Annotated in this window: 12 protein-coding genes; 5 read left to right on the forward strand and 7 right to left on the reverse strand. The window is 34.4% G+C overall.

The genetic code is table 11. The annotated features are described in order from the left end of the window. Positions 1 to 46 precede the first annotated feature (46 nt). From AB3G33_RS03020 to bioB, 3 genes are all read left to right on the forward strand, one after another. Positions 47 to 499 (forward strand): hypothetical protein, encoded by a 453-nt coding sequence (locus AB3G33_RS03020; protein ID WP_367772510.1) that lies wholly within the window; start codon positions 47 to 49, stop codon positions 497 to 499. A gap of 75 nt (positions 500 to 574) precedes the next feature. After that, positions 575 to 1,012, forward strand: coding sequence for a hypothetical protein (locus tag AB3G33_RS03025; protein WP_367755857.1), 438 nt, complete (start codon positions 575 to 577; stop codon positions 1,010 to 1,012). Positions 1,013 to 1,110: 98 nt separating this feature from the next. Continuing rightward, a complete protein-coding gene (gene bioB / locus AB3G33_RS03030; protein WP_367772512.1) occupies positions 1,111 to 2,196 on the forward strand; it encodes a biotin synthase BioB in 1,086 nt (361 codons plus the stop codon). Between the two features lie 65 nt (positions 2,197 to 2,261). Here the strand turns inward: bioB and AB3G33_RS03035 are convergent, their stop codons facing one another. The 3 genes from AB3G33_RS03035 to AB3G33_RS03045 form a co-directional block, all read right to left on the reverse strand. Further along, positions 2,262 to 7,391, reverse strand: a complete 5,130-nt coding sequence (locus AB3G33_RS03035) for a T9SS sorting signal type C domain-containing protein (protein WP_367772514.1) — start codon at positions 7,389 to 7,391, stop codon at positions 2,262 to 2,264. A 348-nt stretch (positions 7,392 to 7,739) separates the two neighbouring features. Continuing rightward, positions 7,740 to 11,825 (reverse strand): T9SS sorting signal type C domain-containing protein, encoded by a 4,086-nt coding sequence (locus AB3G33_RS03040; protein ID WP_367772516.1) that lies wholly within the window; start codon positions 11,823 to 11,825, stop codon positions 7,740 to 7,742. 483 nt (positions 11,826 to 12,308) lie between these two features. Beyond that, positions 12,309 to 15,881: a T9SS sorting signal type C domain-containing protein gene (locus AB3G33_RS03045; RefSeq protein ID WP_367772518.1), complete on the reverse strand. Its 3,573-nt coding sequence runs from the start codon at positions 15,879 to 15,881 to the stop codon at positions 12,309 to 12,311. 285 nt (positions 15,882 to 16,166) lie between these two features. Between AB3G33_RS03045 and AB3G33_RS03050 the strand changes: the two genes are divergently transcribed. Both AB3G33_RS03050 and AB3G33_RS03055 read left to right on the forward strand, forming a co-directional pair. Then, positions 16,167 to 16,643: a regulatory protein RecX gene (locus tag AB3G33_RS03050; protein ID WP_367772519.1), complete on the forward strand. Its 477-nt coding sequence runs from the start codon at positions 16,167 to 16,169 to the stop codon at positions 16,641 to 16,643. A gap of 310 nt (positions 16,644 to 16,953) precedes the next feature. After that, on the forward strand, positions 16,954 to 20,400 hold the full coding sequence (locus AB3G33_RS03055; RefSeq protein ID WP_367772520.1) for a T9SS sorting signal type C domain-containing protein: 3,447 nt from the start codon (positions 16,954 to 16,956) through the stop codon (positions 20,398 to 20,400). Between the two features lie 2 nt (positions 20,401 to 20,402). Here AB3G33_RS03055 and AB3G33_RS03060 read toward each other — a convergent pair whose 3' ends face one another. The 4 genes from AB3G33_RS03060 to AB3G33_RS03075 all read right to left on the reverse strand — a co-directional run bounded on the left by AB3G33_RS03060 (position 20,403) and on the right by AB3G33_RS03075 (position 24,950). Further along, positions 20,403 to 21,560 (reverse strand): beta-ketoacyl synthase N-terminal-like domain-containing protein, encoded by a 1,158-nt coding sequence (locus AB3G33_RS03060; protein WP_367772521.1) that lies wholly within the window; start codon positions 21,558 to 21,560, stop codon positions 20,403 to 20,405. A gap of 128 nt (positions 21,561 to 21,688) precedes the next feature. Next, positions 21,689 to 22,960, reverse strand: coding sequence for an adenosylmethionine--8-amino-7-oxononanoate transaminase (gene bioA, locus AB3G33_RS03065; RefSeq protein ID WP_367772523.1), 1,272 nt, complete (start codon positions 22,958 to 22,960; stop codon positions 21,689 to 21,691). An 82-nt stretch (positions 22,961 to 23,042) separates the two neighbouring features. Further along, entirely contained in the window at positions 23,043 to 23,660 is a 618-nt protein-coding gene (gene bioD / locus AB3G33_RS03070; RefSeq protein WP_367772524.1) for a dethiobiotin synthase, read from the reverse strand. Between the two features lie 150 nt (positions 23,661 to 23,810). Continuing rightward, the gene (locus AB3G33_RS03075) at positions 23,811 to 24,950 is read right to left on the reverse strand and encodes an aminotransferase class I/II-fold pyridoxal phosphate-dependent enzyme (RefSeq protein WP_367772526.1); all 1,140 of its coding nucleotides are present in this window, start codon (positions 24,948 to 24,950) and stop codon (positions 23,811 to 23,813) included. Positions 24,951 to 24,967 lie beyond the last annotated feature (17 nt).

Here is a 24,967-nt window from a genome sequence, read left to right on the forward strand (position 1 = left end):
TCCTGTTTATCAAAGAGATGGTATTTTAATTTTTAAAACCAAACGTATGAAACTACCTAAAGAATTATACAACGGAATTATTATTTTTATCGGAATTAGTCTTTATTTTTTATTAATGGAAGCATTAAATTTAGCTGGTCTATTTTATTTGCGTTTATTTAATATCCTTTTTGTCTTCTATGGAGCAAACAAGACCTTAAAATCAAATTTCTTGGAAGACAAGAAGGTATTTACTTTTAATGCCATTTCAGCTTTAGCTACTTCACTAATAGGTGTTTTTTTAAGCATTATTGGACTAATTATTTATAGCTATGCTAAAGGTGGTGATCAATATGTACAATCTTTGTCTGAAACCTTATTATTTGGTGGAAACCCTTCTATTATGACCTACAGTATTAGCTTACTTTTTGAAGGAATTGTCTCGGCCGTAATAGTTACATTTATCTTAATGCTCTATTGGGACACTCGTTATGCTTCAGACAAGCATGGAATCAATTAAACCTTTGCCTGTTTAAAAAAATTATCGCTTCCTAGTAAAACAGCAAGTTGCGTTTTTTATCTAAATAAACTTATTATGAAACTACCAAAGGAATTACTGAATGGCTGTCTGATCTTTATTGGGATTGCGGTTTATTTTTTACTTATGAATGTTTTGGGATATGGCAACTCCTTTTATTTGCGCTTAGTCAACATCCTTTTTGTGTTTTATGGTGTAAATAGAACAATCAAAATGAATGTTAACATAGGAGAGAAATCATTTGTTACTAATGCTGTTTCTGCTATGGCTACTTCCCTTGTAGGTGTTTTTTTAAGTATTATAGGATTAATTTCATATAGTTATATGAAAGGAGGGGATCAATACGTGCAATCCCTATCAAAAACATTTTTATTTGGTGGAAATCCATCAATATTCACCTATTCAATCAGTCTGCTTTTTGAAGGAATTGCTTCTTCAGTGATTGTAACCATGTTACTACTATTGTATTGGAACAACCGCCTAGCGACTGATTAACTACCGTTAATATATTTTCATAAACTTTTATTTCAATGCCAATACATTGATTCTTTAGAACAATTTGATTACTTTTGGCGCATCAAAAAAACGCATCAATGAGCATTACTAAACATAACTGGACGAAAGAAGAAATTATTAATATATACAACAAACCTATGATGGACTTGCTTTTTGAAGCAGCTTCCATTCATAGAGAGCATCATGACCCAAATGTTGTACAAGTTTCTACATTATTATCTATAAAAACGGGTGGTTGTCCGGAAGACTGTGGCTATTGCCCACAAGCTGCTAGATACCATACATCTGTTGAAGGGAATGACCTTATGACAGTAAGCCAAGTCAAAGCACAAGCTTTACGAGCTAAGTCAAGCGGATCTTCAAGGGTATGCATGGGTGCTGCTTGGAGAAATGTAAAAGATGGGCCAGAATTTGACCAAGTTTTAGAAATGGTTCGTACCATTAACAAACTGGACATGGAAGTATGTTGTACACTAGGTATGATTACCGAAAACCAAGCACATCGTTTGGCAGAAGCGGGATTGTATGCCTACAATCATAATTTAGATACTTCAGAAGAATATTATAAAGAAGTGATATCGACACGTGGTTTTGAAGATCGTTTACAAACCATTGAAAACGTTCGCAAAACCAATGTAACCGTTTGTAGCGGAGGAATTATTGGAATGGGCGAAAGCATAGAAGACAGAGCCGGAATGCTAGTGGCACTTTCTACTTTAAACCCACAACCAGAATCAGTACCAATCAATGCATTAGTTGCTGTTGAAGGAACTCCAATGGAAGAAGAAAAACCAGTTGAAATTTGGGAAATGATACGTATGGTTGCAACCACTCGTATTATCATGCCAGAAACCCAAGTGCGTTTATCAGCTGGAAGAATGAATATGAGCCGTGAAGGACAAGCCATGTGCTTTTTTGCCGGTGCTAATTCAATCTTTGCTGGTGACAAATTACTTACCACTCCAAATCCTGATGTAAATGAAGACATGAAAATGTTTGAAATGTTAGGATTGAATCCTCAAAAACCATTCACTAAAGTTTCTCAACCTGCAACAGTTGAGGCAGAAGATTCACAGTTTGCTCCTCTTGGAGAGAAACCAAAATGGTCAAGACCAGGACATGTTATCGAAAAAAACCTAGAAGCTTCTACTAAAGGAAAATAGTCTTTCCTTAATTATATAAAAAACCATCTTGCAAAACAAGATGGTTTTTTTTGAATTTAATCTGGTTAATTAATCACCTTTTTGGTAACAACCTTCCCGTTTTGAAGTGCTACTTTAACTAATAACATTTGTTGAGTAGCTCTCAAATTTAAAATCATCAATTCTTGTGAGTTTACATTCCTTTTGTGAAAAACCTCTTTTCCAGTAACATCCGAAATGATTATTTCATCAATTAATTCAGTTGAAGAAGCAACTTTCATCTGTTTATTTTTTATTGAAACTATAACTTGAGTATTTAATTTATCAAAATCAGTAATTCCTAATGACTTATTAACATAAATCAAGTTAAAACGGTCATTAAAAGTACCTGCCACTGAATTAAAATTATAAGGTGTGGCTTTTATATTATGAACCACATTTAATAACTTATCTTCTAGATAAATATTTTGGCCATCTAGAAACAAACCGTCTACATGATCAATAGCAATTGTAGCATTTCCATTGGTATTAATGGAATATCCTAATGGTACTGTGTCAGAATCCAAAAATGGTAAACCTTTACTTTGTATGGCCAATTTATCAGTTCCTATTAAACTATATAATAAAAAAGGAACAGTATCGTCAAACACATAACTATCATAACCTCTATCATAACCATCAGTTGCATTTTCAATATACCCAACCAAAGCTTGACTAACATTTGAAGAACTATTTGTCAAGTTTAACCAAATCCTGTGTTTTTCAAGTTCCTTTATTTTATTGTTATTTTTAACTTTATAAAAATTGGTGTTATTACTTGTTTCTCGCATGGTATTATTAAACTTCAATGATCCAGCTATTTCATTTTGTATAATAAACCCTTGACCAGAGGCAATAAACTCTGTTGGCGAATTATTGTTTCCAGTACCTGTATTACCCGCGGCACCCCCTAGTAAATTATAATAATAATAATCAGTTGCGCTAAAATCATTACCAACCAAACGATTATTATGGGACCAAAAATATAGGGTGCCTTCTAAAGTATTCGTTGGATTCGAAATGGGGTCATAAAGGTTTTCGTTAATAAAATCTGTGGCATTAATTGCAGATGGATATGGATTCCCCACTAAACTTAAACCCACATCGCCTGGTGGAGTTGTAACTGCCACAGTTATGTTTCCGTTATTAGGAACTCCAACAAATTGATTTGAGGTCACCATCGGTACTGTGCTTGAAGTGTTTTCAGGAGCTCGAATGGCATAACCTTTCCCTAGTTCGAAAACGGAAGTTGAAGGGTTTAAAATTGTAAATGTATCATTCATACTATTATAGGAGAAAAACTTATCTCCTTTTGTCAGTGGTGAAAAATCAAGTAAAGTTTGTGAACTAGTTGTTGGAGAGCACCAATAGGTTATATCATAGTATAACATTGGGGTCGTATTTCTTTTTACATTAATATTTCCGCTATTCGATCCTGTATATGTCGTTTGTAACAAACTGGCATTATTTTCAAAAGTAAGTGTGCCAGGACTTGCTACGGTAACAGCGTCTCCAACTGATAACGTAAAACCATCTTTTACCGTAAGATCTCCTTTTGTAACAGTAAGCGTATTGGCAATATCAATATCACTACCCATTGTATAAACTCCCCCCGTACCAGAAAACAAAAGATTAAAATAACTTCCAGTTGTAACGGTTTGAGATGTTCCGTTATATTCAACTGTACCAGAAGAAAAAGGTTTGGCATTTGAAATCCCTGAAAAACGAATTGTACCATTCATAGATACAACAGAAGCAAAAATTAATGTTCCTCCTCTCATATCTATAACTGAACTAGGAGCCAAAACATTTAATGCACTAGTAGTCAAATTATACCCATTCATATCAAAAACAGGAGTACCGCCATTATTAATATTCAATTGTCCACCAGTTACTATATTACCAGAAGCCGTTTGTGTTCCAGAAGTATTGTATATTTCTATTGCCGGTGAGGCATTATATGTTCCAGACACAATTTTTTGCCCTCCAGTTCCATTGGAATAAAACACTGTATTTACCCAGGTTTTCCCTGAAGGAAGGGGAAGACTAGAAGTATTTAGTGTTATGATTTTTCCAGCACCAGTATTAGAAAATGAACCGCCATCGTTTAAGGCAAAAGCCCCCATATTTAAAACCGATGTACTAACATTATTATTCAAAATATTTTTTACACTAATTCCTATTGATGTAGTCAATGGATTCACTGTTTTAGAGTTCGTTAAATTATTGAATGTAGTTATACTAGATCCTCCAATAGACTGAGCAATCGTTCCATTAAAATTGACTGTGCCTGTGTTCGCTACGAAGGCCCCATTATTTGTCCAATTCCCTTTTATTGCTAATGTATTTGAACCTGATACCGTTAAAGTAGCACCTGTTTTAATTGTAATGTTTTTGCAAATTCCACCAGCTGCTCCTATAATTGGTTGATTAGTATTTACTCCTATACTTACATCTGTTGTTGCTGTAGGAACACTTCCACCACACCAATTAGAAGGGGTATTCCAATCGGTACTAGTAATACCAAGCCAGGCTCCAGTCAAACAAGAGGTTAATACATTTACAACTCCAGTTGTAGAAGATCCAAACCATGTCCCGTTTATATTTGTAGCTGCGGAACCAGTTCCACCCCATGAACCTATAGCAGTTTGTAGTACTCCTCCTAAAGTTAATGAACCTGAAGTTGATGCTGTCCCATTTAATAATAAAGCCACCGCAGTATCCTTAATTTCAAAATCTCCTGAAATAGTAGTTGTTCCTGTAAATGTTTTATTACCTGAATTACTCAAAAGTAGATCCCCATAATTCTTAACCGCCACTGTTTGTGCTGTTCCATTATAATCAACAGTACTATCTACATCCAAAAAAGTTGTCGAAAATACAGGAAAAAAACTTGTCCCACTTATTTGTAAGGTACTAAAATCTAAAACCGTAAGAGTTGAACCTCCAGAAATAGAAAAACCTCCTGTGTTTAAAGTTGCATCACTATCAATAATAAGAGGAACATTTGCATTAAAAACTTTATTTGCATTTGCTGTTATAACTCCTGTATTCGTTACAAATACACCTCCAGTTGATGTAAATGGTGTTTTCCATTCTAGGCCTGTACCTTGAGCTGATGTTCTATTGTATTGTAAAGTGGCAGCAGAACCATAAGTAGGTATTGCTGATACAGTTGCAGCACCTTCCATAGAAAGGATTCCATTTATTGTTGGCAATCCAGTAAGTGTTTTAACTCCTGAATTTGAAAATGTAAGATTATTAAAGGTGGAGGCTGTTGCCAATGTTTGAGTAGCTCCGCCAAAATTCACAGTTCCAGTTCCAGCCACAAAATTTGCCCCAGTACCCATCCAAGCAGTTGTTGTTGAAGAGTTTACATTAAAAACACTTGAACCACCATTTAAAATTCCGGCAGTTAAATTAACATCCCCAGAAAAAGTATGCGTTAGTCCAGAACCTAAATTCAAATTCCCGCCCGTACCATTAATAGTAAATCCAGCTCCATTTACATTTCCTCCCAAAGTAGCAGTACCTGCTGTTTTAGTCATAGACACTAATCCCGTTGTGGTAAAACCAGCAATACTTTGGGTAGTCATTGTATTAGCAATAATAATTGGAGAACTACCTGCGGTAAATAATCCACCATTATTTATAAAATTACCTCCAAGGGTTAAACCAAAATTAGCTGTCGCTAGCTTCGCCCCATTATTGATGGTCAAAGGTATAGATGCATTAAAAACCTTGGCTGCATTAAGTGTTATAACTCCAGTATTAGTTATATTAACACCGCCTGTAGCTATAAAAGAACTTATCCATTCTTGTCCAGCAGTTCGGGCAGTTGCCGTATTGTATTGTAATGTAGCCGATGCGCCATAGCTTGGAATAGCAACTGAGGGAGAAACGGGCACAGTTGCCGTTCCTTCCATAGAAAGAATCCCATTAATAGTATTAGCACTTGGCAATGATTTTATTCCTGAACCCGAAAAAGTAAGATTATTAAATACTGGGTTTGATGCAGAAACAGTTTGGTTTCCAGCCGCCCCAAAATCAACGGTTCCAGTACCAGCCGTAAATAAACTTCCAGTTCCGCTCCAAGCAGTTGTACTTAAAAGGTTTGCCTTTATAGTACTAGAACTTCCGTTTAAAATTCCTGCGGTTAAAGTTACTCTTCCTGAAAAAGTGTGAACTAGTCCTAATCCTAAATTTAATGTTCCTCCTGTTCCGTTAATAGTTAAAGCTGCTCCACTAACATTAGATGTAAAAGTTGCTATTCCTCCCGTTTTTAACATACTCACAGTACCAGTTGTAGTAAAACCTTGAATCGATTGACTAGCAGTACCTGTAAAAAAAACTTGTGCAGTTCCTAAAGCAACAGTACCAGAATTAGAATAATTCCCTCCTAAATACAATCGCCCTACTGTACCTCCTGTACCAGTATAAGTCATAGCACCTGAATTAGAGAAACTACCTGCCGTTGTGGTAATTCTCCCCGTTGTTCCAATAGTAAAACTTCCAGTATTTGTATTTAAAAAATTCCCTGTTGAAATGTTTAATTGTCCTGATGTCGTAAGATTAACCAATCCATTATTCGTAAAATCTCCTGTGAGTGTTGTCACACTTGTTGTCCCAGCAATTGTTCCATTATTAGTAATAAAACCGGTTACATTCAATGCTCTACTATTAATATCTAATGTTACCCCATTATTAATAGTCAAATTTGCAATCAAGGTAGATGCTGAAACAGTTACTGTATTAGCACTAGAACCATTACCGATTGTAATATTAGGTCGAACACCTGTTGGCGTTAAAATACCAAAAGTGGCCGTCCCCGTAAACAATACTGTCCCAGGACCGTTGACTCCGTTAGTAGTAGTCCCGCTGTTAGAAAAAGTTCCCGAAACGGTTAAAGTTTGTCCATTATTTACAACTAACTTACTTGTAGTATTGCTTAGACTAAGGTTTGTAATACTAGTTGAAACCGTAACCGTAACTGTATGTCCTGTAACAATAGTTACGTTATCCGTACTAATTGGAACTATTCCACCTACCCAAGTTGAGGCCGTTGACCAATTTCCATTTCCAGCGCTTGTTATAGTTGCTGCATTAGCAAATGAAACTGTTAACAAAAAATACAAAACTAAAAAAGATCTTATGTTAGAAAGTAATTTTATATTCATATAGTGTTGATTTTTAACACACATCGTGCATTATTTCATACAAATATAATTCATTTCATCACACGATTTATTTATTAAGAAAAATCCGCTGCTAGTTAAACGTGTTTTTTAAAATTTATCCTATCATGCAGGTTTGCAATACCGTTTTTGGTTTGCCTATTGAATACAAACAAGTAGTATTAAATAATAAAACATACCGCATTAACCAAAAAAAAATGATTTAAATCAAAAGTATGTTCTAACTATTAAATTCAAATAGTAGTCACATCTCATATTCCAAAATTATATTATAAAAAAACCCATTATGAGTACACATAATGGGTTTCTACATAAATTCTTATTTATAATCTAATACACAATTTTTTTATTTACTGTTTGTCCGTTTTGCAAAACTACTTTCACAATTAGAGCTTGATCAGTAGGACCTAAATTAGGTATCGTATATTCAATATTATCAACTTTTATTTTTTTATAAAGTTGTTTTCCAGAAAAATCATAAACAAATATTTTATCTATAAGATCATCTGAAGATTTAATTTGTATTTCTTTGTTTTTATTCGAAATTACGACACCATATTTCAAATTCTCAAAGTCATCTGTTGCTAAAGTTTTATTACTATAACTTAAAATAAAACGCTCATTAAAAACCCCATCTTCTGTTTTAAATAAATAGGGAGAGTTTTTTAAATTATGAGTTGTATTAAGTAGTTTGTCTTCTAAAAACACCTCTTTATCAACTAATGATCCATCCACCTGACCAATTGCGATTTCAAAGTCACCCACTATGGTTGAACTGTATCCAAGTGGCACCTCATCGGCTTGATCAAACGGTAACGCTCTTCCTTGAATAACTAAATTCTTATCCTGATTAATACTATAAAAATCTAAATATTCATTAGAATCAAAACTTTCTCCATCAAAAGCAGAGTCATATTCATTTGTTGCGTCAGTTATATAACCAATTAGAGTTTGTTTAAAAGCTCCTTGAGTATTAGTTAGATTTAACCAAACACGATCTTTTTCAATAGGCTTTTCTGTTTCGTATTTAGCGTTTTTTATTTTAAAAAATTGTTGATTAATTCCTGAACCGTCAGCTATAGTTGTTCCGGAAAGACGCATTGAATTAGAGAATGTAACTGGGTTAGTACCTAAACTGGTTGTAAAGAACGATTGTCCTGCAGCAATATTACCAGTAGGAACAGTTCCTCCGCTAGTGGCTACTGCACCAGTCCCATTATAGGACGCATAATCATCCGAAGTGTAAGCATAAGCCCCAGAACCTGCGGTTCCGTTTGATATGTTTGAAGCCAATTGAATAGCTGTATTATGTGTCCATATATAAATTGTTCCTTCAATGTTTAAATTATTACCCGACAAAAACAGCGCTCCATTTATCGCAGAAGGGTATGGATTCCCTACCAGATTAGAAGTTCCTGTTGGTCCAATTGGTAGGACAATTTTTCCATTATTTGGAACCCCCACAAAAGTGGCTTGATAAACCGAGGGTGGTGATGATGAAAACCCTTGGTTTCCATTAATAATGTACCCTTTTCCTGGTTGCATAATCGCTGAAAATTGTTCTCCTGCCCAATTTTCTGGTGTAGCAAAGTCATTATATGAATATGCTAACCCTGATGAATAAGAAGGTGATATATTTAAATTTTGCCCTGTAACTGGCGATGACCAATACGTATAATCCGAATTAATAACCGAAGAAGTATTTCTGATATAATTTATAGTTCCAGTATTTACTGAAGCATCATTTACTTGTACTAAACTGGCACTGTTTTCAAAAGTTAATTTTCCACTACCTAAAACAGTTACCTCATTAACTATTTTCATGGTTCTTCCTGTCTTAATAACTACATTTTTACTTCCAGACACGGTACAAGAACAACCATTTACATCAGCATCTACACTGTAATCTCCTGCAAATATAATTTTATCACTAAGTGTTGGAGCTATTCCACTTGACCATACAGTCCCGTTCCATGAATTTGTACCATTCACCTTTATCATGACTACGGCGGATGTACTACTTAAAGTACATGAAGTTACTGTTCTTCGAAACCAAGTTGTTTGTGTAATGGACCCTGTAGTATAATTGATTGTATTATTAGTACCCGTAGCGGCAGAAAATCCTGTTGTAGCACTTGTGGTACTACTTTCCCAAAGATAAGCATAAGTACCTGTTCCTCCACTTGGTATAGAACCAGTTAGGGTAGCTTTAGATCCATTACAAATAGGTTCTATATAAGATGCCAAAATATACACTTTCTTTACAGTTCCAACACAGGGATCTCCAAAAACTCCATTGGTGGCAGGAATTGTAGCCGAATTATTTCCTAATAAATACCCTTCCGTTACAGATTGACTAGAGGTAGCATGGCAACTTCCTATAGTAAAATTTGGGGAGGTCCCACCTGGAGTTCCGTAACTTGCGAATGCAACATTCGAAAAATAAGTCCCTAAAGGAGCTGTAAGCAAAGCATTACCACCTTCTGCAGCTGTAGCGCTCACTTGTCCAGAAGTTCCACTACTAAAAGACAAACTATTATTACTTAATGATGGGTTTACCGTCACTGTTGTAGATATACAAGATGTTGAATTACAACTGCCCTCATACCTAACATAATAGGTTGTTGTAATTGTTGGCGAAACACTTATCGTATTTCCTGAACCAACTAATGTCACTCCACAAGATCCTGAGTACCACTTTGCACTCGCTCCACCGCCTAATGTCCCGCCACTAACAGTTAACGAAGTAGAGCTTCCAACGCAAATAGTTGTTGGTGCAGTAATTGTTGTTGGAACAGCTGAAGATGTACTTAGTGTTATACTTCCAACTGCGCTTACATTTCCGCAACCTCCAGTCAATTGAATCGAATAACTATAAGTCCCTGCAGCATCGGTTGGTGTACCGCTTATTGTAATTGTGTTTGATGCCCATACCGCTTTCACACCAGCTGGCAAACCATTAGCCCCAATTACATTATTATTTGAAATCCCTGTTGCTCCTGTTGTTGTATGCGTTATATTAGTCATACTAGTTCCTGAGCAAACAGTTGGGCTAGAAGATGCTGTACTAGCAGTATTATTTGAAATTGTTGCTGTACAAACACTTGAATAAGATATCCCTGAGCATGGTGAATTTTGAACTACAGCTCTATAATATGTAGTCTGTGTTAGACCTGAAATATTTATATTATTACTTGTTGTTACTATTGTCGTTGGAGCTGTTGCAAAATTATCAGTAGAAGATTCCCATCGAATTGGCGTTCCCACTTGACCAGACAAGGCTATGTTTGCAATATATGTATTAGCACATCCGCTTACGTTTGAGGGTAGCGTACCTCCTGCACTAGACGATGCGATAGAAACATATAAATATTTACCTCCTCCACCATTACCACAGCCATTAACCGACTGCACGTTGATATTACCTGCAGTTGCCGTTGCGCTAAAAGTTACACTTGCTGAAAGTCCATCAGCTGCTGGCGTTATTGTAGCTCCACTACCACTATATAACCAAACATAAGAAGAAGAATATACATCTGGAGTTATTGTGTACGTTGTTGTTGAATTTTGACATTGAGAGTTTGAGCCTGATAAGCTATTTGGTCCTGCACCAGGTCCATTTGAAACATATACTGTTCTTGTTGCAGTGTATGTTGTACATCCACCTGAACCACCTATTGTATATGTAATAACTGCAGTACCAGCTGATTTACCCGTAACTAAACCACTAGATGCGTTAACAGTAGCAATACCTGTATTACTACTTGACCAGGTTCCTCCAGAAACTGTTGAACTAAACGTAGAAGTTGTTGTCCCGTACGTACATAAGTATTGGGTACCAGACAAGGTACCTGCGCTAATTGGACAACCTTTTAAAGTAACATCATCAATATATAATACCCTATTAGTATTATTTGAATTAGAATCTTTGTAAATTGCAATCCAAACTTCAGAATTATTATTAGCAGAAGCTGGTAAAGTAATACTTGTTTTTGTAACATTAGATGTTGTAGGCGTATAGGACGTAATTATAGTACTTGTTGTAGCGCCTTTATCAGAACTTACCAAAACTAAAAAAGATCCAATACCATTATTACTAATACTATTACAATATGAGAATATCATATTTTCATAACCTGTCGTATTTACTGTAAACAAATAATAATCCCCTGTGTTCCAATTAGATCCTGCCAAAGATCTACTTCCACTGCATGGATTACTATTGCTAATCAACGCGTTTGAAACACCATTTTGAGCTATCGATGGAGTCCCAACGGTATTATTAATATTTGGATTATAGGAACCTTCAAAGTCATATTGAAAAAGAGTTGTTTGACTGAAAGAAACATTAGAAATTATTAAACAAATAATACAAAAAATTATTTTCTTATTAATTAAAAGTAAAATTCTATTCATATGGCATTTTTAAAAAAATTGGGAGTAAATTCTATATATAATTCTTCTAAATAGTCCATTTTATTTTTCTAAAAAAAACAAAACCACATAGATTTTAGCAATATCGCTTGTCATTTTATGAATTATAAAATTTAATCGGCAATAAGCGTTTAAATCCGATTAAGAACAGGTTTTGAATGGATTGAAAAAAAAATCGCACAAAATAAACATTCAGTGTTTGCTTTTTTTATCAATAAATTTTAAATTCATTAAAATGCAATAAAGAGAGCTCATTATTTTAATTATTATAAACACCAGTTCATTTTGTTGTAAAACAAAACGCGTTTACAACCAACCTCTATTAATACTAATTTTCTAATAAAAACTGTAATCAAAAAATAGTAGTATAAAAAAGTTAACATATAAGTTTAAAAAAAATCTATAAATAAAAATCCCATCTTGTTCAAAACAAAATGGGATTAGATATATACTTTTTTAAAAATTTTAGTTTATCATTTTTTTATGGATTATTTCTCCTCCTTGCAAACTTACCTTTATTAACACTGTTTGCTTAGCTGAAAGTAAGTTTAGAATAATTAGTTCTTTATTATTCACATTGGCTTTCTTATAAATTTGCCTTCCTAATAAATCATAAATTACTACCGTATTGATATTTTCAACTGATGAATTTATTTTTACTTCTTTATTTTTATTTGAAATTAAAACTCCTTTTTCAAGTATATCAAAATTATCAGTTGCAAGCATTTTATTAGTATAACTTAACACAAAACGATCATTAAAAGTACCTGTTTCAGTTTTAAAATTATAAGCAGATTCATTCAAGTTATGAATACTATTAGTTACATTATCTTTTAAATAAATGGCTTTACCAGCAAATAAACCATCAACCTGATCAATATTTATAGTAAATTCTCCTGAAATGGTGGAACGATAACCTAAAGAAATGGTGTCCGAATCTTCAAATGGTAAAGCTCTACCTTGAATTACCAAATTTTTATCTTTATAAACACTATAAAAATCAATAAATTCATTCCCGTCATAACTTTCCCCATCATATCCACTATCAAAATCATTTGTGGCTCCTGAAATATACCCTACTAATGTTTGCTTAAATGCACCTTGAGTATTTGTCAAGTTTAACCAAATTCTGTTTTTTTCAATCACCTCAACTGATTTAGAGTTTGACGCATTTTTAAAAAACTGAGAATTGTCTAGTTTCACTCCTAATACATCCACTCGCATGCCATTATTAAATGTTGCTACTTGACCACTAGCAACACTAGTTGCAAAAAAAGACTGCCCTGATGTTATTTTTCCAGATGGGATACTTGAAGTATTAAAACCTAAAGTAGTAGCTGGAGTTCCAACGCCAACACCTCCTGTAAAATTATATGATGCATAGTCATTAGAGGTATAAGCATAAGCTCCAGAACCAGCACTTCCATCAATAATGTCTGAGGCTAGTTGAATTGCTGTATTATGTGTCCAAAAATAAATAGTTCCTTCTAGAACAGCACTATTTGCAGATAAAAACAAATCAGCGTCCAATGCTGATGGATAAGGATTTCCAATCAAGTTTGAAGTATTTACTCCTCCAATGGGAATTTTAATTATTCCATTATTAGGAATACCTACAAAAGTAGCAGAAAAAGGGGATGGAAATGGAGGTAAAGGTGGTGCATATTCTGGCCCTCTAACTATATATCCTTTTCCAGGTGCCATAACTGTTCCTGAAGATTCTTGCCTCCAATCCTCAGGACTGGCAAAAGCATCATATGAATACATCTTTCCTGCTAGTGTATTTGGGGATAAAGCTCCCAAAGTACTCCCAGAAACTGGCGAAGACCAATAAACATAATCGGTATTTATAATTGCCGGGGTTATTCTATTGTAATTTATATTTCCAATATTGGTAGCCGAATTATTAATTTGTACTAAACTTGCATTGTTATTAAAATTAAGCGATCCGCTTGAAATAGTAACCCCATTAGTTATTTTCAAAGTAACTCCAGAATTAACGGTAACGTTTCCGGAATTCACTTGGCAAGAACATGCTTCCATATCTCCTGCTATAGTATATGACCCATTAAATATAAGCGCTTGAGCACTTGTAGGAGGACCATTTGTCCATGATCCATTCCAAATAGCAGCTGCTGGAACAGTCATTGTAACTATATTTGAAGTTGCTGGATTAGTTATTGCACAAGTTGTATTAGAAGTCATTATTACTTTTATCGCATCTCCATTAGACAAGGTTGAAGAGGTATAGGTTGAAGAGACAGCTCCACTTATTAAAGTTGCTCCATTATACCATTGGTAAGTTGGCGTTGTACCTCCATTGATTGGTGCAGCTGTAAAAGTTACTGATGTTCCTGAGCAAATCGCTCCCAATGGAGAAGCTACAATACTTACACTCGCTGGTGAATTTGGGTTCACTGTCATAATTAGAGTATTTGAAGTTGCTGGACTAGCTGTTACACAAGTTGCATTTGAAGTCATTATTACTTTTATAGCATCACTATTAACTAACGTTGAAGATGTATAGGTTGAAGATGTCGCTCCGCTTATTATTGTTACTCCATTATACCATTGGTAAGTTGGATTTGCGCCTCCGTTTATTGGTGTAGCTGTAAAAGTTACTAATGTCCCTGAACAAATCGCTCCTAATGGAGAAGCCACAATACTTGCACTTGCAGGTAAGTTAGGATTTACAGTAACCGTAGCACTTCCTGAAATTGTGCTAGAACAATTAGGTGTACTTTGATAAGTTGCACTGACTAAATTATAAAGAAAAACACCAGTAGCAGTTGTTGCAACTGGTACATTTACATTACTACTGGCACTTATATTAACAGTTTGATTAGAACCTCCATTTATATTATAAATAACTGTAATAGCCACAGTTCTAGGATTTGTAAAAGTGATATTAGGAGATGAAGCACCAGCACAAACAGTTGTTGAACCACTAATTGTTGCATTAGCCATAGGTCTAACAATTAAATTAGCCCCAGCATTTATAATACCACTGGTTCTGGTACACGTCGCATTTGATATTGAAACTATAGTATACCCAGTATTGGATGTAGGACTATCCCCTGGCGTAAAACTATAAGGCGAAGCAGTTGGTATTGAGACTGTAAATTGTTGTAAAGTGGTATCATTTTTATAAGTTATACTGTATGGGGTTGTAAAAGTGGTATCATCTGCATCATATATCAGTTGTGGACTACCTCCAGTACAAATAGTACTCGCTATAAAACCATTACTTATATTATTAGGAAAAGTATTAACTGTGATAGTCACAGCTGTTGTATATGCTGAATAAAAAGTAGTTCCTTGAACAACCGATTTCGTTCTTCGTTTATAGCTTGTTGTTGAAGATAAAGCAGGTGGGGAATATGTAGCTGCCGTTTCTGAACCTATAGTAACATAGCTACCACTGGCATTCGTTTGCCATTCATAGGTAATTGTCCCAGAACCTGTACCCGGTGTCGTAGAAGTCAATGTTGACGGGGTAACTCCACTACAAATTATTTGTGAAGTTCCGATAGCGCCTGTAGTAACAACATTTATACCTCCAGCAGTCTCAATTTGATCAAATAAGTACAAAGCCCCACCACCTACACAAACCGCATATTGAGTAGCCCCTACAAAAATTTCATCATTATTATTACAACTTCCATTCAAACTAGCTGGACCATTTTGAAGATATAGTGCAACATTTGAAGGTAATCTCAATACAGAATGATCAAAATTAATGTGACCATTAGGAGACGTTACAACAATTAATGAAGAATATAAATATATGTCGGCATTTTTATTTAAATCTAATGTCCCAGAAATAGTTATAGTATTTGCGTAAATAGGTGTAACATCAAGAGTCACTGTGCTTCCGGAAACAATCGTCACATTATCGGTAGAAGCAGGAACTACACCTCCAACCCAAGTTGACGATGCCGACCAATTACCTCCAGTTGATGTACTCGAAATGTTTGCTCCAAAAGCGGTAATCTGAACTAAGACTAAAAAAAAGGGCAGGAGTAATTTTTTTATCATATTTCCCTAAGTTGTTAATATTCAAAGTAGTGTAATCTCTAAAAAGAAAAAACTTACATATACAAAATAAATTAAAAATAAATTAAACAATACAACAAAGTCGTTAACTTGCACATTAATCCGATATAACATCATTTTTCACACATAAAACGACTAAATACCTTACATACAATTCATTGTAACTTTATTTTTTAATAAATAAATCCTTCTTTATACAACTAAATTAAATAACAAACTGACCTTTTTTAAGTTAGAATTTCAATTTAAAACCCTTAAAAATCCAAAATGAAAGATGTATTTTCCATAAAAGAAGCTATCAAAAAAGCAGAACATTATTGTGCCTATCAAGAACGTTGTCATGATGAAGTAGAGCAAAAATTGAGAAGCATGAAAATGGATCAAGAGGAAATAAGCACTATTATAACTCATCTTATAAATGAAAATTTTCTTAACGAAAGTCGTTTTGCTTGTAGTTTTGCAAGAGGAAAGCACCGAATCAAATATTGGGGAAAGATTAGAATTGTTAACGAATTAAAATTTCGAAATATAACTAGCTACAATATTAACCTAGCTCTTAAAGAATTTACACCCGAAGAATATGAAACAACATTTCATGTATTAGCTGAAAGACATTGGGAATCAATTCACGAATCAAATAAATTAAAAAAAAGGAAGAAATTTTGTGACTATTTACTTCGAAAAGGATTTGAAAGTGATTTGATCTATTCGAAAATCAAAGAATTAGAACAAACTCCAAAATAACTTACTAATTTGCAATTGCTTTTAAAACAAATAGTCAGGAAAAATAAAGGCACCCTCCACAATCGCAAAACTTATAAAATTAGTAAAACTAAACCTCAAAATTTATAATTACCCCAAAATTTTAGAAAAATACAGGGTAAAACTCAATTAGAAAAAAAATCTAAATAACAAGAAATCTTTTACATATATTTGTAAAAGATTAATTTATCGGATTTTACGGTTACTTGTCGATTAAATTTTAATAAGTAAAACCTTTTTTTGTTAAACATCGTAAATAGAGTTTTAGTCCATAAACTTAATTAATGCTAATATGCATAAACAATTACTATTACTATTCTTTTTTTGTTTATTTATAGAGTCATCAAATGCTCAGTGTACTATAACAGGTAACCAAACTAGTTATGGAGCTAGCGCATGGATAGGTTATGTATATGCAAATACTAACGGTGGAAATCCTCCCAGCAATGCATTCACAACTACTTACCAAGGATTCGTCAATCAACCAGAAATTTTCGATCAGAATTTAGGATCTGGGTCTATTTCAGGAACAAATTTATGTGGTACATATGCTAATAATTTTGCAGTACGGTATAAAATGAATAAAACCATGCCGGCAGGAACTTATAATTTTACCGTTGGTGGTGATGATGGATATCGTTTAAGCATAGATGGTGGAACAACCTATATAATCAACAACTGGAACGACCATGGGTATGTTAGTTCTACAACTTCTGTTTACTTAAGTGGTAATACAAACTTTGTTTTAGAATATTTTGAAACAGGAGGAGATTCAAGAGTATCATTTAACTATACCGTAGATCCTTGTTCTACCGCTCCTACTTCAATTACGGGTAATAACAACATTTGTAATGGATTTGCCACAACCCTTACAGCAACTGGAGGTTCAGCAAATAGCTCCACAACTTACCAATGGGGAACTGGAACTGTAGGTAGTAATATTATTGCAGGACAAACAGCAAGTTCAATAACTGTTACCCCAGCTACGAGCACAACCTATTGGGTAAGAAGAATTGATTCTTCTCCATGTAATGTCACAACTGGAGCTGCATCACAATTAGTAACTGTAAATCCAAACCCAGGTGATCAAACCAGTTATGGTAGTAACTCATGGATTGGATATGTTTATGCACCAACAAATACAGGAAATCCACCAAGTAATGCTTTTACAACAAACTACATTGGCTATATAACGCAATCTGAAATGTTTAATTTAGATTTAGTGAATGGTTCCATTTCTGGACCTAATTTGTGCTCCAGTTATGCTGATTATTTTGCTATACGCTTTAAAATGCAAGAAAACCTCGACGCAGGCTATTATACTTTTACGGTTGGAGGGGATGATGGATATCGTTTAAGTGTTGATGGTGGAGCAACTTTTTTAACTAATTTAAGTGATTGGACTGGTCATGCTTATCAATCAAAAACAGCAACTGTTTATCTAAGTGGAAATACCAATTTTGTCTTAGAGTATTTTGAAAGTGGTGGGCAATCTAGAGTTTCGTTCAACTATACCGTCTGTAAAACATCTACAGCTCCTACTTCCATATCCGGAGCAAGTACGCTTTGTACGGGCGAGGGAGGAACAACTTTGATTGCTACTGGAGGAATACTAGCCTCAAACTCCGTTTATCAATGGGGAACAGGAAGTACAATAGGTAGTAACATTATAACCGGACAAACGACTCCTGATTATGTAATAAACCCCACTGTTACTACAACGTATTGGACAAGAATAATAGACTGTTCAACATATACAACATCTGGAGTAACAAAAACAATTACTGTCAATACTGGAACCACAGCAGGAACATTAAGTTCAACTGCAACCACGATTTGTAAAAATACTAGTCCAAACCCGATAACAATAGCGGGGAATGTAGGAAGTATTACCAAATGGCAATATGCAAATGACAATGCTTTTACTAGTGGAGTTACTGATATAGCATCAACCGCAACTACTTTAACTAGTGCATTAATGGGAAACATTAGTACGACACGATATTACAGAGCAGTTGTTCAAAGCGGGTCTTGTCCTATAAAAAACACAGTTCCTATTTCAATTACAGTTCCTGCTTCATTAACCTACTCCAATGGTGCTTGGAATGGTACACCTGATGCAACAACATCAGTAGTAATCTCTGATAATTTGATTTTGACAAATGATTTAAGCGTATGTTCTTGTCAAATTTCAAATGGATATACTTTAACGGTTGAATCTGATAAAAATTTAATAATTCAAACAACTTTAACAGTTGACACTAATTCAAACTTAATTGTAAAAAATAACGGAAGCATCGTTCAAGCAAAAGACAATTATACAAACTCTGGGAATATAACCTACATCCGTTCTACAACTCCTATAGATAAATTTGATTATACTTATTGGTCCACACCAGTTTCCCCTCAAACATTATACAACCTTTCCCCTAATACTTCTGGTGATAAATTCTATTCGTTCAACGAAACTATTGATGACTGGAAACAAGAGGATAATTCTATCACAATGGTTAAAGGAAAAGGATATACAATTCGTGGTCCTCAAGACTATGTTTCACCAAAACCATTGAGTGTATTTGATGGGACATTTAAAGGAGCTCCTAATAATGGCATCATCACTATTGGAATTGGTAAAGCAGGAAATTCAAACTTATTAGGAAATCCGTACCCTTCAGCATTGGATGCTAGCTCATTTTTAACAGCTAATAGCAGTTTATTAGAAGGAACCATTTATTTATGGACACATAATACTGATATTGCATTGAATACACCTAATCCAGGATCAGGAACATATGCCTACTCATCAGATGATTATGCTTCTTATAATTTGACTGGAGGAGTTGGTACTGCCAAAGCAATTAGTTCTACAAACTCAGGTGCAGTAAATGCAAATATTCCTACTGGAAAAATTGCTTCTGGTCAAGCTTTTTTTACCACCAGTAAAGCGATTGGTACCGCCACTTTTAACAATACTATGCGAGTGGGAGCTAATGGAATAACTGGAACGAATAATCAGTTTTTTAAATTTAGCTCAAATTCAAAAACAACCGAAAGTAAAACCATTGAGAAAAATAGATTATGGCTTGACCTATATAATGACCAAGGTGCGTTCAAACAAACTTTAATTGGTTACATCACTGATGCTACTGATGACTATGATGATTCATTTGATGGCGAAAGTTTTGACGGAAATGAATTTGTAGATTTTTACAGTATTAATGAAGACAAGATTTTAACAATACAAGGACGTGCTTTACCATTTAAAGATACTGATATAGTACCTATTGGATATACAACTGTTATTGATGGTAATTTTAGCATCGGCATAGACCAAGTTGATGGTGATTTTACAACTCAAGTGGTTTACTTAGAAGATAAATTACTCGATATTACTCATAACTTAACAGAAAAACCATATGATTTCACAACAGAAAAAGGTGTTTTTAATGACCGATTTGAAATAAAATACACTAATAAAACATTAGGAACTGATACCTTTACTCCATCAAACAGTAATTTTGCAGTTTATAAAAAAGGGAAACAAATTAAACTAGATTCACAAACTAAGCTAATTCAATCAGTACAAATATTTAATATAAGTGGAAAGTTAATTTACAGTCAAAAAGAAATTAACAATTTAAAATTCAGTACGACCGATTTAAGTATCAATAACCAAGTTGTTATTGTAAAAACAACATTAGAAGACAAACAAATCAAAACAGCTAAAGTTATCTTATAAATTTAAGGGCAAGACAAAAGCACACTCACAGCATTTCCACCAAATCCAACAGCATTTACTAATACTTTTTTAATGGGTTTGGTTTGTGATTGCACTTCTGCAAAAGGGACTCCAATAAACCTATTGTGTTGCATCATTAATAGAGCGAGTTCCAAACTTAATAAACCTGAAGCGCCAAAAGTGTGCCCTATTTTCCATTTGTTTGACGTCAGTAAGGGAAGAGTTGAACCAAAAACTTTTTGAATGGCAAGATATTCTGTCAAATCTCCTTTTATAGTTCCTGGAGCATGCATTACAATCACATCAACATCGGAAAGTTTAGTCTCTTTCAATGCCATTTTCATTGATTTTTGAAAACAAGTGGCTTCTGCCGAAATGGAAATATTATGCTCTAATAATTCTGTGGCATAACCAATTCCTTCAATATAAGCCAAGGCATTATCTTTTTTACCAATCTCTAAACAGCAAACTGCTGCGCCTTCACCCAGAATCATCGTGTTTTGAGTTTTCTCTAAATCAAGAGCGCGATTGGGATACGCATCATTATTTCGAGAATATATTTTAAGTGCTCTCATTTGAGCAATTGTAAAATCAGTTAAGGGAGCCTCACTTCCTCCAACTAGAAATTTATCAACCATTCCAGCTCGTAGCCAAGCCACTCCATTTAATAGGGCATGCAAAGCAGTAGAGCAAGTTATAGAATGCGAAATTTCAGGACCAGTACTTTGTAAGTCGTGGGCAACCCAAGAAGAAATATTTCCCAAGGTTGTTGTAGGCGATGCCAATGTTTGCGCTTTACCTGTCTCAAGGTACTCTTGATAATGTTTCTCAAATAATTCAGTTGCACCGCGGGAAGAGCCAATGTTAATTCCAAAAACATCATTTGAACCCCAACCTGCTTGTTTCATAGCAGACCGAGACGCTTCCATCGCATACAAAACCGATTTGTCTAAGGATTTGTATTTTGAATCTGACTCTTTCAATAATTCGATTTTTTGAACCGAATTAGTATCTAAGGGTGCTATAAATGTGGGTGCTTCATCCAAATGTTGTTTTACAAAACAGTGTGCTTCATTTAGATAATTCTCCCATATTTTTACGGGATCATTTCCTAATGGAGAAACAGATGAAAATGCGGTGATGGATATTATTTGAGACAAAGTTGTATTGATTTAACCGCAAAGGTCGCAAAGTTTTTCGCAAAGCACACTAGCTTTGAAGCTGAAATAACAACATTGCGAATCTTTGTGATTCCTTTTGATATTTAGGAAAATTATTTTCTAAAAATTTAAACTATTTCTAGAGCATCTTCGACTACTTGATATATTTTTTGCAATTGGATATTGGAAATAATGTATGGTGGCAAAATGTAAACAATATTCCCTACGGGACGTAAAATCACTCCATTTTCAATAAAAAAATCATAGAGTTTGTTTCGCATACTTCCATAGTAACTTGCTACACCGTCTGTTTTTATCTCTAAAGCAAAAATAGTTCCTAAAACTCGGGTAGTCTCCACTTTTGGATGCTGCTTGATTTTGTTTTGAAAAGCAAGATGACTTGCATTCACTCGAACTAAATTAGCCTGCATTTCGGAAGTAGTTAACAATTCTAAACTAGCCAACGCTGCTGCACAACCTGTAGGGTTTGCGGTAAATGTATGTCCGTGAAATAATGCCTTATTAATATCTTCGTCATAAAAAGCGTCAAAAATAGCTGAAGTAAAAGTGGTAATCGCCATAGGAATTGTACCTCCTGTCAAGGCTTTTGACAAGCACATCATATCTGGATTTTCCTTAAGATAATCCATAGCAAAGTTTTTTCCTGTTTTTCCAAAACCAGTCATCACTTCATCGGCAATAGTCAATACATTATTTTCTTGGCAAATTTTGATTAATTGATCTAATGTTTCTGGTTCGTACATTACCATTCCTGCTGCTCCTTGAACTAAGGGTTCAAAAATAAAGCCAGCACAATTATTATTATTTATTTGAGTTTTTAACGCCTCATAACTTTCTTGCTCTTTCCCTTTTACTGGTACCGGAATCCGAACTACATCAATGAACATCCCTTCAAAGGCCTGAGTATAAAACGAAATTCCGCTTGCTGCCATGGCTGCAAAAGTATCGCCGTGAAAAGCATTTTCGAAAGCAATAATGGTAGTTCGCTTTTCTCCTTTGTTGAAAAAAAACTGCAGTGCCACTTTTATAGCTACTTCAACTGCAGTAGAACCATTATCCGAGAAAAATATTTTTTGCTGATTATCTGGTAAAATTTCGATTAACCTTTCCCCAAGAACAATTGCGGGCTCATGCGTAAAACCACCAAATAGGACATGCTCTAATGTTGTGAGTTGTTTGTAAATAGCATCAGCAATGAATTTATTACTGTGCCCATAAGGATTTACCCACCAAGAAGCGATGGCATCTATATATTCTTTGTCATTTTCGTCCCAAAGCAAAGCACCTTCTCCTTTTTTTATAGCGATAGGAAGTGCAGCCGTTTTATGTTGTGTGTAAGGATGCCAAAGATATTGGCGGTCTCTTTCTGTTAAGTTCATTTTGCAAAGATAAAAGAAGTGAGAGACAAGAAGCAAGAAAACCATTGAAATCAGGTTTGTTTATGCCAACTTGCCCTTGCACTTATAATTTTAGTAAATTTTCTCTAAATTGATCAGCATATTCTCGGATTACATTTTGATCAAAATAAGGTTCTTGCTCAATTCTTCCAATACATTTCTCTCCTGTCTTATGGAGAATAATAGATTCTGTTGCTTTGTTTTCTTCGCCACTAAAGATAATTCCAGCAATAGCAATTTTACGATTTTTCAGAGCTTCGATTGTCAATAACGTATGATTAATACTTCCTAAATAATGTCTAGACACTACAATTACTTTGTAATCAGGTTGAATTAAATCAATGATACAGTCATCATTATTTATGGGGACAAAAAGCCCTCCAGCTCCTTCAATAACCAAGTGATTTGAAGTTTCAGGTGCTGTAATTTTAGTTAAGTCAATGGTAATTCCATCAATTTCAGCCGCAAGATGCGGACTTGCTGGCGTATTTAATTGATAACTATTGGGATGAATTACCGTTTTACAATTTCTAATAAAAGACTGTATTTTATGACTGTCTGAATTTTCTAGATCACCCGCTTGGATGGGTTTCCAATAATCCGCTTCTAGCGCTTCGGTTATGATGGATGATGCAATTGTTTTTCCTACATCGGTTCCAATTCCTGTAATAAATAGTTTCATATAAATTAGGCCACTGATAATAATGATTAAACGAATTTTTTGGTTTCATAAAGATACACGGAGAAAAAAGAAGGTACACAAAGAATTAGTGTGTTAATTTTTTTCCAATTATCCTCCGTTTTTAATTTTAAAACTTTGTGTAAAACTGAGCTAAAACACAAAGGTACCCAACAAACTTAATACTTCTGATATTTCTTCTTTAGAATTAAAATTATGCAAACAAAAACGGAGTCGCTCCTGCCCTTCTGGAACTGTAGGTGACAAAATTGCTTTTATATCAAAACCCTTTTCTTGAAATTGTTTAGCAATTGACTTTACTTTTTCATTTCCTGGAATAATAGCTGATTGTATAGCTGATTTAGAATGTACAAAAAGAGGTTTTAAGCCTAATAAAATCTTTTGTTGATTAAATTGAATTATATTTTCACGGAGATTATTGATGTTTTCTTGATTATTTTCCAAAAATTGATAGGCCATTAAAATAGTAGCGACGGAGTGAGGAGAAAGTCCTGTCGTGTAAATAAAACTTCTAGCAAAATTGACCAAATAGTCTTTTAATTCTGGAGATCCTAAAACTGCAGCTCCATGACAACCCAATCCTTTTCCAAAGGTCATAATTCGGGCAAAAACGGCATCTTGTAAATGAAGCATTTGAACTAATCCTTCCCCTTTTTCACCAAAAACTCCTAAAGCATGCGCCTCATCAACAATCAAAAGACAATCGTACTTATTTGAAATTTGTACTAATTCTTCCAGATTTGGCGCATCTCCATCCATAGAAAAAACACTCTCGGTAACAATATAAATGGTAGTATTTGGATTTCGAAGAATTAATCTTTCTAAATCTTCAAAATCATTATGATCAAATTTATACGCTTTAGCATGAGATAATTGTATACCATCCCGAATGGAGGCATGGCATAATTCATCATAAAGTATTAAATCTCCCTTTTGCGGAAGCGAACTAAAAAAGCCCACATTGGCATCATAGCCCGAATTAAAGATTAAAGCCGATTCGGATTTATGGAATTGAGCAATATAATCCTCGGCTTGTTGATATACTTTATGATTTCCTGATAACAATCTAGAACCAGTTGCTCCATTATGAATTTCATTGTTATCAATTAAAAATTGATGGGTTTTATGGAAAATAGTATCTGATTGAGATAATCCAAGATAATCATTGGATGCAAAATCTATTAATCCTTTGCTAATTGGCAATTGCCTCAATGCATTATTTTGCAAACGGCTTTCCAGTTTATCAGATAATTTTTTTGGAAGTTGAATCATAAGCAACAAAAATAAAC

This window comes from Flavobacterium sp. WC2421, from assembly GCF_040822115.1.
In the GTDB taxonomy this organism is placed as follows: domain Bacteria; phylum Bacteroidota; class Bacteroidia; order Flavobacteriales; family Flavobacteriaceae; genus Flavobacterium.